This window comes from Modicisalibacter luteus DSM 23508, assembly GCF_000378505.1.
GTDB classification, from domain to species: domain Bacteria; phylum Pseudomonadota; class Gammaproteobacteria; order Pseudomonadales; family Halomonadaceae; genus Modicisalibacter; species Modicisalibacter luteus.
On sequence record NZ_KB900016.1, the window covers coordinates 1 to 11894 of the forward strand.

Annotated in this window: 12 protein-coding genes and 1 pseudogene; 12 read left to right on the plus strand and 1 reads right to left on the minus strand. The window is 59.9% G+C overall.

Annotated elements, in window-relative coordinates; all coding sequences use genetic code 11:
- Positions 1-702, plus strand: a 702-nt coding sequence (locus F568_RS23585; RefSeq protein WP_444939603.1) for a TRAP transporter large permease subunit, incomplete at its 5' end; no start/stop codon positions are given.
- Here the strand turns inward: F568_RS23585 and F568_RS0121225 are convergent.
- Positions 595-1527, minus strand: a complete 933-nt coding sequence (locus F568_RS0121225) for a LysR family transcriptional regulator (protein WP_019020765.1) — start codon at positions 1525-1527, stop codon at positions 595-597. The genes F568_RS23585 and F568_RS0121225 overlap by 108 nt on opposite strands.
- A gap of 105 nt (positions 1528-1632) precedes the next feature.
- On the opposite strand from F568_RS0121225, the gene F568_RS0121230 reads away from it, so the two are divergent.
- From F568_RS0121230 to F568_RS0121280, 11 genes and pseudogenes are all read left to right on the plus strand, one after another.
- Positions 1633-2757, plus strand: coding sequence for a muconate cycloisomerase family protein (locus F568_RS0121230; protein ID WP_019020766.1), 1125 nt, complete (start codon positions 1633-1635; stop codon positions 2755-2757).
- Positions 2758-2793: 36 nt separating this feature from the next.
- Positions 2794-3084 (plus strand): muconolactone Delta-isomerase, encoded by a 291-nt coding sequence (gene catC, locus F568_RS0121235; protein WP_019020767.1) that lies wholly within the window; start codon positions 2794-2796, stop codon positions 3082-3084.
- Between the two features lie 75 nt (positions 3085-3159).
- Entirely contained in the window at positions 3160-4134 is a 975-nt protein-coding gene (catA, locus tag F568_RS0121240; protein WP_019020768.1) for a catechol 1,2-dioxygenase, read from the plus strand.
- 131 nt (positions 4135-4265) lie between these two features.
- The gene (locus tag F568_RS0121245; RefSeq protein ID WP_026300707.1) at positions 4266-5636 is read left to right on the plus strand and encodes a Rieske 2Fe-2S domain-containing protein; all 1371 of its coding nucleotides are present in this window, start codon (positions 4266-4268) and stop codon (positions 5634-5636) included.
- Positions 5637-5649: 13 nt separating this feature from the next.
- Positions 5650-6141, plus strand: coding sequence for a benzoate 1,2-dioxygenase small subunit (gene benB, locus F568_RS0121250; protein WP_019020770.1), 492 nt, complete (start codon positions 5650-5652; stop codon positions 6139-6141).
- A gap of 22 nt (positions 6142-6163) precedes the next feature.
- A complete protein-coding gene (gene benC, locus F568_RS0121255) occupies positions 6164-7198 on the plus strand; it encodes a benzoate 1,2-dioxygenase electron transfer component BenC (RefSeq protein ID WP_019020771.1) in 1035 nt (344 codons plus the stop codon).
- Positions 7195-7980: a benzoate diol dehydrogenase BenD gene (benD, locus tag F568_RS0121260; RefSeq protein WP_019020772.1), complete on the plus strand. Its 786-nt coding sequence runs from the start codon at positions 7195-7197 to the stop codon at positions 7978-7980. The genes benC and benD overlap by 4 nt, the downstream gene beginning before the upstream one ends.
- A 114-nt stretch (positions 7981-8094) precedes the next feature.
- The gene (locus tag F568_RS0121265; protein ID WP_026300708.1) at positions 8095-9333 is read left to right on the plus strand and encodes a benzoate/H(+) symporter BenE family transporter; all 1239 of its coding nucleotides are present in this window, start codon (positions 8095-8097) and stop codon (positions 9331-9333) included.
- A gap of 118 nt (positions 9334-9451) precedes the next feature.
- Entirely contained in the window at positions 9452-10648 is a 1197-nt protein-coding gene (locus F568_RS23590) for a benzoate/H(+) symporter BenE family transporter (RefSeq protein ID WP_019020775.1), read from the plus strand.
- Positions 10649-10693: 45 nt separating this feature from the next.
- Positions 10694-10954 (plus strand): annotated as a pseudogene (locus F568_RS25950) (transposase); the annotation flags it as partial.
- A gap of 467 nt (positions 10955-11421) precedes the next feature.
- A partial coding sequence (locus F568_RS0121280; protein WP_019020777.1) for a CoA transferase subunit A occupies positions 11422-11894 on the plus strand: 473 nt, incomplete at its 3' end.

Below are 11894 nucleotides of genomic sequence, written 5' to 3' on the forward strand. Positions count from 1 at the left end.
TTGGCGATGCGCAGCCTGGACTGGGCGACCCTGCGCAGCGCGGTACGCGAGACGTCGCGCACCTCGGCAATGATCCTGTTCGTGGTGATCGGCGCGACCTGCTTTTCGGTGGTCTTCAAGCGCCTGGGCGGCGACTACATGATCGAGGAGATGATCACCGGTACCGGCCTAGGTCCCTATGGGCTACTGCTGTTGCTGATGGCGCTGATATTCGTGCTGGGGTTCTTCCTCGAATGGATTGAAATCAGCTTCGTGGTACTGCCCTTGGTGGCGCCGGTGGTCGAGCTGCTCGACTTCGGCTTTGGACTGTCGGGTCAGGCATTGCTGGTCTGGTTCGCCATTCTGGTGGCGATCAATTTGCAGACCAGTTTCCTGACCCCCCGTTCGGCTACGCGCTGTTCTACCTCAAGGGCATCACCGAGGGGCAGATCAGCATTGGGACCATCTATCGCTCGATCATCCCCTTCGTGGTGCTGCAGCTCACCGGACTGGCGCTGTGCATCGCCTTCCCGGCGCTGGTGTTGTGGCTGCCGGGGCTTCTATAACCTATATGGATGGCCTGGTCGCTTTCCGATTGGAATCAGCCGCCGCTCATCAGAGCAGCGGCTTTTCACAGATTCCTCTAGTTCCGGGATAACGCCCGCTGCGTCGGTTCTCGACCAATACATCCAGAATCTCATTGGCGCTGCGCATGATAGCTGACGGAGGTTCCTTGCGCCGGCTACAGATGATCGGTGTGGTAATGCTTTTTTCAGCCAGCGGCACATAGACGATTCCGTCTCGCTTGAGACGGCTCACCTGCTCGGGGACCAATGTCACGCCCAAGTCCGAGGCCACCAGACCCAGCGCCGTCTGCAACTCATTGGCTTCCTGGATTACGTTGACCTTGATTCCACGGCGCCGGAACAGACCCAGCATGACATCGGCAAGGCTCGGCCTAGGCGATGCCGGAAACAGGATCAATGGATACTTGGCGAGCTCGGTCAGGGTCGGCTGACTATTTTCCAGCGGATGCCCGGCCGGTAGCGCGGCAATGATCGGCTCCTCGAACAATACCTCCTGCTCCACGTCCGGGTCATCGATCTGAATGCGGCCGAAACCGATATCGATGCGCCCGGCCTTGAGCGCCTGGATCTGCTGCACCGTGGTCAGTTCGACCAGTGACAGCTCGACATTATTCTTTTGTCGTAACCCGCGTATTAGCTGAGGTAACTGACCGTAGAACACCGAAGGCACGAAACCGACCCCGAACATCAATAGGTTACTGCGCGCAATGCGTCGTGTGGCTGCGATGGTGGTATTCACCTTCTCAAGTATCTGTAGGGTATGTTCATAAAAAAATTGACCGGCCGTGGTCAGAGCCAGCCCACGCGGGCTTCTCTCAAACAAAGTTGTACCTATCTCAACCTCTAACTGCTTGATTTGGCGAGTCAAAGGCGGCTGGGCCATGTTCAGGCGACGGGCCGCGCGGGTCAGGTTCAGCTCGTCGGCCACAACCACGAAGTAACGCAGGTGACGCAGCTCCATAATACCTCCAAGGTATTGCTATGCACCCAAACAATATTGGTTTCGACTCCGGCGTGCAATCAAACTGTCTTCAATCCATCACAAGGCGCAATCCGGGAGCCACACATGTCCGCCGTGATCGAAACCATCGAAACTCACTTGGTCGATCTGCCGACCATTCGGCCGCACAAGCTGTCGATGACCACCATGGCCTGCCAGACCTTGGTCATCGTGCGCATGCGCCATTCCGATGGCATCGAGGGGCTGGGCGAGGGCACCACCATCGGTGGGCTGAGCTACGGCCCGGAGAGCCCGGAAAGCATCAAGCGCAACATCGATACCTACCTGGCACCGCTGCTCATCGGACAGCCATCCGTCAACGTCAACGCCTTGCGTGCTCTGATGCACCGCCACGTGCGCGGCAATGCCATCGCCAAATCGGCGCTGGAAACCGCACTGCTCGATGCTCAGGGCAAGCGCCTGGGATTGTCCGTTTCCGACTTGCTCGGCGGGGCGCGCCAGGACCATTTGCCGGTGCTGTGGACCTTGGCCAGTGGCGATACCCGAAAAGACATCGACGAAGCCTTTCAGCGCCTCGATGACCGCCGTCACTGCGACTTCAAGCTCAAAATCGGTGCCAATGATGTCGACGACGATGTACGCCACGTAGCGGCTATCAAAGCGGCACTCGGCGATCGCGCCAGCGTACGCGTCGATGTCAATCAGGCCTGGGACGAAGCGACGGCGGTTCGTGGTATCGCCGCGCTGCAGGAGGCTGGGATCGACCTGATCGAGCAGGCCATCCCGGCGCGTGAATTCGCCGGCTTGGTTCGCCTGTCCCAGCGCTTTCAGGTGCCAATGCTCGCCGACGAGGCAATTCAGGACGCACGCGACGGCTTCACCCTGGCCGCCGGCGGTTTCAGTGGGGCCTATGCCCTGAAAATCGCCAAGTCCGGTGGCCCCAGTGGGGCGATCGAGCTGGCGCATGTCGCCCAGGCGGCGGGGATCGGCCTCTATGGCGGCACCATGCTCGAGGGCACCCTCGGCACGGCAGCCTCGCTGCATGCCTGGGCGACCCTCGACACCCTGGCCTGGGGCACCGAGATGTTCGGCCCACTGCTGCTCAAGGATGACATCGTCACCGAGCCGCTGCGCTATCACGCGTTCGGGGTCGATCTGCCCAAGGGGCCGGGACTGGGCATCACTCTCGATGAAGACAAGCTGGGCTATTACCGCCGTAAGGACGGTTAAAGCTCGAGGCCAACCATCCATCATGGGAGACCGAGAATGCTGTATCACGTCGAAATGACCGTCAAGCTGCCCCCAGACATGTCGGCCGAACGTGCCGCTGAGATCAAGGCGACCGAGAAGGCCTACGCGCAGGAATTGCAGCGGCAGGGCAAGTGGCGCCACCTGTGGCGAGTCGCCGGTAGCTACGCCAACGTCAGCGTCTTCGATGTCGAGGACAACGCCGAGCTTCAGGAGATCATCAGCGGTCTGCCGCTGTTCCCTTACATGGAGATCCGCGTCAAGCCGTTGTGTCGGCATCCATCATCCGTACGTGACGATGACAGCTGAGCGTATCCGATACGCATGTCAACCATGCACTGCGACAGAACACAGAAAGTAATATAACAAGTTGAGGACCAAACCATGACCGTCAAGATCTTCGAGACCCCTGAAGTTCAAGACTTCCTGAAGACCGTCAGTGGCTTCGAACAGGCTGGCGGCAACGAGCGCGCCAAGCAGATCATGCACCGCCTGCTCTCCGACCTGTATAGGCTGATCGATGATTTCGATGTTACGCCTGAAGAATACTGGTCCACTGTCAGCCTGCTCAACTCTCTGGGCGGACAGACGCAGTTCGGCCTGCTCTCACCGGGTCTGGGCTTCGACCACTACTTAGACATGCGCCAGGACGCCATCGATGCCGAGGCTAAGCGAAACGGCGGCACGCCGCGCACCATCGAAGGTCCGCTGTACGTGGCCGGTGCTCCCGAGGCCGAAGGCTTCGCGCGTATGGATGACGGGCAGGACACAAGCGGCGAGACCATGTGGCTGACCGGTCAGGTGCGTGACGTCGACGGCAACCCCATCCCCGGTGCCCAAGTCGAGATCTGGCATGCCGACTCCAAAGGCAACTATTCCTTCTTCGACCCGTCACAGTCGGACTACAACCTGCGCCGCACTATCTACACCGACAGCGAAGGTCGCTACACCGCGCGTAGCATCATTCCCTCCGGCTACGGCGTGCCGGAAGGCGCCCCGACCGACCAGGTGCTCAAGGCTTTAGGCCGCCATGGCGAGCGCCCGGCACATATCCACTTCTTCATTTCCGCGCCGGGACATCAGCATCTGACCACCCAGATCAACCTAGCCGGCGATCCCTATACCTTCGACGACTTCGCTTTCGCTACTCGCGAAGAGTTGGTGGTCGAGGGCAAGCGCATCGAGGACTCGGCCGAGATCGCCAAGCGTGAGCTGGAGGGTCCGTTTACCGAAGTGGTGTTCGATGCTGAACTGGCCCGGACCGATGCGCTCGAGCTGCAGGTTCGTCACAAGCGCCCACGCGCCAAGGAAGACGAGCAGGACCAGGCCAGTCAGTTGGCCGGTACCGCCGAGGTTTGACCGTTACCCTCCTGACCATACCTGAATCCGCTGGCGAGACGATCTTGCCGGCGCGGTCGGGGGGAAGGGGCCTGCTATTGCAGTCGGTTGGCTCCTGCGAAGACAGCTATGACAACACTGAGGTACTGATCATGACCACACAGCTTGATCGTCTCGAAGAACGTGTGCGCGGCGCAGTCGTCGATGATCCCGAAAACGGCATCTTCCGTTGCCACCGCAGCATGTTCACTGACCCGGCCTTCTTCGAACTGGAGATGAAGCACATCTTCGAAGGCAACTGGCTGTTCCTGGCCCACGAGAGCCAGATCCCCGAGCCGGGCGACTACATGACCGTGACTATGGGTCGACAGCCGGTGATCATTACCCGCGACAAGCAGGGCGAGCTGCACGCGCTGATCAATGCCTGTGCCCACCGCGGCGCCACCTTGTGCCGCAAGAAGCGCGGCAACAAGGGCACCTTCACCTGCCCATTCCATGGCTGGACGTTCAAGAACGACGGCAAGCTGCTCAAGGCCAAGAACGAAAAGACCGGCGCCTATCCGGGCGGTTTCAAGCAGGACGGCTCGCACGATCTAAAGCGCATCGCGCGCTTCGAGAACTATCGCGGCTTCCTGTTCGGCAGCCTGAGCGCGGATGTCCAGCCCCTCACCGAGCACCTGGGTGAGACCACCAAGGTCATTGACAACATTGTCGATCAGGCGCCGGAAGGTCTCGAGATTCTGCGCGGTACGTCATCGTACACCTTCAGCGGCAACTGGAAGCTGGGCGCTGAGAATGGCGCCGACGGCTATCACGTCAGCACGGTGCACTGGAACTATTCATCTACCATGGATCGGCGTAACTACGATGCCGGCGGTACCAAGGCGGTGGATGCCAACGGCTGGTCGAAGAGCATGGGGGGGTTCTACTCCTACGAGAACGGCCACATGATGCTGTGGACGCGCCTGCTCAATCCCGAGGTGCGCCCGGTCTACGGCCAGAAGGACAATCTCGAGGCCGAGTTCGGCGAGGCGCGTGCCGATTCCATCGTCAACCAGACGCGCAATCTGTGTTTGTATCCCAACGTCTACCTGATGGACCAGTTCTCCACCCAGATCCGCGTCATTCGTCCGATCGCCGTGGACAAGAGCGAGGTCACCATCTACTGCTTCGCGCCCAAGGGGGAGTCCGCCGAGAACCGCGCGCTGCGTATCCGCCAGTACGAAGACTTCTTCAACGTCAGCGGCATGGGCACACCGGATGATCTGGAAGAATTCCGCGCCTGCCAGAACGGCTATGCCGGCCTGGATGCTGAGTGGAACGACCTTTCGCGTGGCGCCAAGCAGTGGATCGAGGGGGCCGACGACAACGCCAAGGCCATCGACATGAAGCCGCTGCTTAGCGGCGCGTCACCCGAGGACGAAGGTCTGTACGTGCTGCACCACAAGCACTGGGTCGAGGAAATGCTGCGCGCCATCGACAAGGAACGCAGCCAGTTCATCGCCACCGAGTCAGCGTCGTAAGGGAGGGCATCACATGAGCATGAATTATCTGGATATCCAGGCTTTCGTCTACCGGGAAGCGCGTCTGCTCGACGACCGCGAGTGGGACGCCTGGCTCGAGTGCTACAGCAAGAATGCCGTGTTCTGGATGCCGGCCTGGGACGACGATGACCGGCTGACCGAGGACCCGCAGAGCGAGATCTCGCTGATCTACTATCCCAATCGCGAGGGGCTCGAGGATCGCGTCTACCGCATCAAGACCGAGCGCTCCGGGGCGACCAGCATCCCCGAGCCGCGCACCACGCACCAGGTCTCCAATCTAGAAGTGCTGAGTCAGGAAGGTGACAAGGTGGAGCTGCGCTTCAACTGGCACACCCTGAGTCATCGCTACCAGCAGACCAGCGCCTATTTCGGCACGTCCTTTTACACCTTGGACGTGTCCGGCGAGCAACCCCTGATCGAAAAGAAAGTCGTGATACTCAACAACGACTATATCCACCAGGTCATTGACGTCTATCACGTCTGACCGGGTGTGGGAGGAAACGACCATGAGCTACACCATTGCACTCAACTTCGAGGACGGCGTGTCCCGCTTCATCACCTGCAAGGACGGGGAAACGGTGCTCGACGCGGCCTATCGCCAGAAGATCAACCTGCCGATGGATTGCTCCGATGGCGTATGCGGGACCTGCAAGGGGCACTGCGAACAGGGCGCCTTCAACATGGGCGATGACTATCTGGAGGAGGCACTTTCCGAAGAGGAGGAAGCCGAGGGCAAGGTGCTGACCTGCCAGATGGTGCCGAGTTCCGACTGCGTCATTCAGGTGCCGGTGGCCTCGACGTTGTGCAAGACCCAGGTCGGCGAACTTACCGGCCAGGTGGCCAGGGTCGAGCAGCTCTCCGAGGACAGCATCGAGCTGGCCGTGGATCTAGATAATGACGCTGAGCTGACCTTCCTGCCCGGCCAGTACATCAACATCCAAGTGCCGGGCAGCGAGGAAACACGTTCCTACTCGTTCAGCTCGCGCCCGGGGGACAAGTGTGCCTCGTTCCTGATCCGCAACGTGCCCGACGGCCTGATGAGCGGCTATTTGACCGGTTCGGCCAAGCCGTGCGATCGCCTGACCATGACCGGACCACTGGGCAGCTTCTACCTGCGTGAAGTGAAGCGCCCCTTGCTGATGCTGGCCGGTGGCACCGGCCTGGCGCCGTTCTTGTCCATGCTCAAATTGCTGGAAGAGAAGGGCTGCGATCAGCCGGTCCATATGATTTACGGTGTCAGTCGCGATGATCACCTAGTCAAGTTGGATGAGCTTGAAGGCTTTGCCGAGACATTGCCCGAATTCAGCTATACCACCGTGGTGGCCGATGAGACCAGCGAGCATCCGCGCAAGGGCTATGTGACACACCACATGGGGCGGGAGATGCTGCACGCCGGCGATGTGGACGTCTACCTGTGCGGACCACCGCCGATGGTCGATGCCGTGCTCAAACACTTCCGCGAGCAGGGCATCACCCCGGCCAGCTTCCACTACGAGAAGTTCGCGCCGAGCCTGACGCCAGCCAGCGAGGTGGTCGCATGAATGCTGCACGTTTCGAAGGCAAGGTCATGGTCGTGACCGGCGCAGCCCAAGGCATCGGGCAGCGGGTCGCCGAACGCGCCGCAGCCGAGGGCGGTCGTCTGGTGCTGGTCGACCGTGCCGACGTGGTGCATGAGGTCGTGGCGTCCATCGTCGAGAAGGGGGGCGACGCCATTGCCGTCCAGGCTGATCTCGAGACCTGGGAAGGTGCCGAGGAAGCCATGCGCCAGGCCCGAGAGCGTTTCGGGCGGATCGACGTACTGATCAATAACGTCGGCGGGGCGATCAATTTCAAGCCGTTCGTCGAGTTCACCGCAACTGAGATCGGCGCCGAGGTTAATCGCTCGCTGATGCCGACGCTGTGGTGCTGTCGGGGGGCGTTGCCAACCATGGTCGAGCAGGGCAGCGGTGTCATCGTCAATGTGTCCTCGGCGGCCACCCGTGGTATCCACCGCATTCCGTATTCGGCGGCCAAAGGCGGGATCAACGCCATGACCGCCTCGCTGGCCTTTGAGTATGCGGATGCCGGGATACGTGTCGTTGCCACCGCGCCGGGTGGCACTGAGGCGCCGCCGAGGCGCGTATCGCGCGGCACGCCCGAGGCACGTAACGAGCAGGAGCGGTCGTGGTTCCAGGCACATATCGACCAGACCAAGGCGAGCAGCCTGATGCATCGCTACGGCACCTTGGACGAGCAGGCTGCGCCGATCCTATTCCTGGCCTCCGAAGAAGCCAGCTACATCACCGGTAGCGTGGTGCCGGTGGCGGGAGGCGATCAGGGCTGACCATCCCGTAGCCATCTAGCGAAACATGAATATCCCACGATAACGCCAGCCGCCGATACCACCGGCGGTGTCAGTCTCCTGTTGCTCAACAAATGTATAACTATGGAGCACGCCGTGAAGCATATAGAAAAGGGTATCAGCCTTAAGCAACTCCCCTCTGATTTCTTTAGAGACCTTACGCCCGAGAATGCCAGCGCTGGCTTGGTAGCCGGTATTTTCGGGCTCAGTGCCGGCATGATTCATATTAGCGCCGGCACCGCCGCGGGGCTTGAACCGTCCTTCATCATGCTGTGGGTTATCAGCTACTTGATGATCAATGGTCTCTTTGGCCTCGTGGTACCTGCCTATTATCGGCAGCCACTCCCCATGGCTAACTCGATTCCCGGTGCGTTGCTTTTTGCGGCGGTTATTCCTGTCGTGGGGTTGGAAGCGGCCCTGGGCGCTACTCTCATCGCTGGGGCAATCTCCTTGGTTGCCGGAATAACCGGCGTGATGTCGGTTGTCATGCGGCTTATTCCCATGCCTATCGTCATGGGCATGGTTGCTGGGATACTCCTGAGTTTCGGCACCAAGATGGTCAGCCCGCTGGAAGACGCTATGCTGCCGGCAGCGATTATGATCCTGAGCTTTTTCCTGTCCGCTCGGTTGTTCAGAAAGGTACCACCGCTGCTCGTTTCCATGGGGGCAGGTATTGCCTACCTTCTCGCGACCGGTGTCGACCTGTCCGGTATCGAAGCCTCCATCACCTTCCCTGAAATCATCATGCCCACGTTCACTCTGGAAGCCTTTCTGACCTACGGACTTCCGCTGGCCATCATTCTGGTGGGCATGGAAACGCCTGCTGGCGTGGGACTGGTTCAGGGTATGGGATACAAGAACGTGCCAGCCAACGGCATCACTGCCATCAATGGCCTAGGCACCATGATTTCCGCCTTTTTTAACTTGCACAGCACTTGTATCGCTGCGCCGATGACCGGCATCTGTTCCTCACCGGAAGCCGGGCACAGGGACAAGCGCTGGGTTTCGGCCGTGATCGTGGGCGCTATCTTCGTGGTCGGTGCGCCTTTCTACGGCTATGTAGTGAGCCTGATCGAGGCTACGCCATCCTACTTTATCTTCATCATCGCCGGCTTGGCACTGCTACGTGTGCTGACATCCTCCCTGGCGACTGCTTTTTCGGGTAAGAAGCATGAGATGGGCGCACTCTTCGCCTTCCTTATTGCCGTCTCGGGCATACAGATTCTGGGCATAGGCGCCTCTTTCTGGGCCTTGGTGCTGGGTGTTTTAGTCTCGCTGATCTTCGAAACTAAGGACTTTGAATTCTCGAGTGGGGCCAAGGAAGCGTTGCAGTGACGCCTTCTTTCTCGCCGGCTTGAGAAGTTAGCCCGCCTAGTAGCGTCCTCCTTGGCCCACGTTGTGGGCTTTTTTTACAGGTGCCAAGGACAGTTGATCGTCCCCAAAGGAGCGAATAATGTTCAAGGATTGGTCTTTCCCGTCCGTGACGGCAGGCTTTCTTGCCGTGTTGATCTCGTATTCCGGCCCGTTGGCCATCTTCTTCCAGGCAGCGCAGAGTGCCAACGTCTCGGCAGCCATGATGACTTCGTGGGTGTGGGCCATCTCCATTGGCGCTGCTGTTTCGGGGATTCTGCTTAGCACTTGGCTGAAAGTACCGGTAGTGACTGCCTGGTCGGCCCCCGGCACGGCACTGCTGGTCACGCTGTTTCCCGAGCTGTCCCTGAACGAAGCGGTGGGGGCCTATCTTACGGCGGCCCTGGTCATCTTCGTGATCGGCATCACTGGCACCTTCGATCGGCTGGTGCAGGCCATTCCGCAAGGAATCGCGGCGGGCATGATGGCGGGCATCCTGTTCCAGTTCGGGCTGGGCGCCTTCCAAGCCATCGAGGGTACACCGCTGCTGGCAACCGGTATGCTGGTGGCCTATCTCGTCTTCAAGCGCCTGGTGCCGAGATATTGTCTGATCTTGCTGCTTATGACCGGTGCCGGGCTAGCCGTCGGCTTGGAGGGGGCCTCGCTGGAGAGTGTCCAGTGGCAACTGGCCTCGCCAGTGTTTATCGCCCCCGAATGGACCTGGCATGCCACCCTGAGCCTGGCGATTCCGCTGGTGTTGGTTAGCCTGACGGGTCAGTTCTTGCCCGGCATGGCTATCCTGCGCGGAGCTGGCTATACGGCATCGGCACGTTCAATCATTAGCGTGACCAGCCTGACCTCCATGGTCACGGCGCTGTTCGGTGGCATCACTACCGTGGTAGCGGCGATCACCGCGGCTATCTGCACCGGCAAGGATGCCCACGAAGATCCGGATAAGCGCTACGTGGCCGGTATCGCCAATGGTCTGTTCTACCTCGTTGGGGGCTGTTTCGCGGGAAGTATCGTGGCGCTGTTCACGGCGCTGCCTGGAGCATTTATTGCCGTGCTGGCCGGCCTGGCGCTGATCGGGGCGATCAGCGCCAATATCATGACGGCGATCGAGGCGGAGGGTCACCGCGAGGCGTCGGTTATTACCTTCATGGTAACTGCCTCGGGCCTGAGCCTGTTTAGTCTGGGCGCTGCCTTCTGGGGGGTAGTGATCGGCTGGGTGGCTTATGGGATTTTGCACAGGCGCCATCTGAAGCGTCGCACCTATCTACAGGAGCCTCTTGGAAAATGATTTGAAGGGAATTCATTCATAGAAATAGTGTGCTGGAGTCTTTGCATCCTTTTCGTCCTGCGCTCGGGCATTCCTTGGGAGATGCTTCCCCAAGAGATGGGCTATGGTTCGGGCGTGACCTGCTGGCAGCGCCTGCGTGACTGGCATGAAGCGGGTGTGGCGCTAGCATCAGACCCTGCTGGAACACTTACAGCACGCGGATCAGCTCGATTGGGAGCGAGTTTGTATGGGCAGCGCGTCCCTGCCAGCAAAAAAGAGTGCTCAGCGATCGGGCCCAACCCGACAGACCGAGCAAGACCCGGCACGAGCGGCATCACCTGAATGTGCTCTCCGATAATGGGAATCTTTGCGGATCGCTCGCGATCGGGCGAGCGTAAGCCGAGTGGACAGCATCTGTTCCCAAGCAGATCAATAGATCAGTAGCTCGGCAGTTGTCTCGCTTGTTCGGGCTAGGGCAATAGAGACCAGTGGCGGATGGAACATTCTCTCGAACATGCCGTATCGCCAGCTGATCGGTGAAACGATCCTGCGCGATGCGGTACGCCCGGAATTATACATTGGTAGCAGTCACGCTCAGGTCGAACGTGCCCTTAACGCGCTCAAGTAAATAGTAAGCTGCTGTTTTTACTTGGCTAAACCTGATTGACAGGGCCGGATTAACTCGCCGGCCCGCTATTGCTGTGATTTGACGTCGACGCTAGACCTGTTTAATTTTGTTCGTATCACAAACCTGTGTTCACATTGCGAACAATGGCGTTGAGAGAGGCAAGACCATGGCCGAATTTCTCAGCCTGCATGACGCGGTAGCGCGCTACGTCGAGGACGGCGCCACCGTGGCCATGGAGGGCTTCACCCACCTGATCCCCTTTGCAGCGGGTCACGAGATCATCCGCCAGAGCAAACGCGACCTGACGCTGATCCGCATGACGCCCGACTTGATCTATGACCAGCTCATCGGAGCCGGTTGCGTGAAGAAACTGATTTTCTCGTGGGGGGGCAATCCCGGTGTGGGCTCGCTGCATCGCCTGCGCGACGCCGTGGAGAAAGGCTATCCGCGCAAGGTCGAGATCCTCGAGCACAGTCACGCCACCATGGCCTGCGCCTACGAGGCGGGTGCCGCTGGCTTGCCGCTGGCAGTGCTGCGTGGCTACATCGGCAGTGACCTGCCCAAGGTCAATGACCAGATCAAGTTCATCGAGTGCCCATTCACCGGCGAGCGCCTGGCCGCGGTGCCATCGATCCGCCC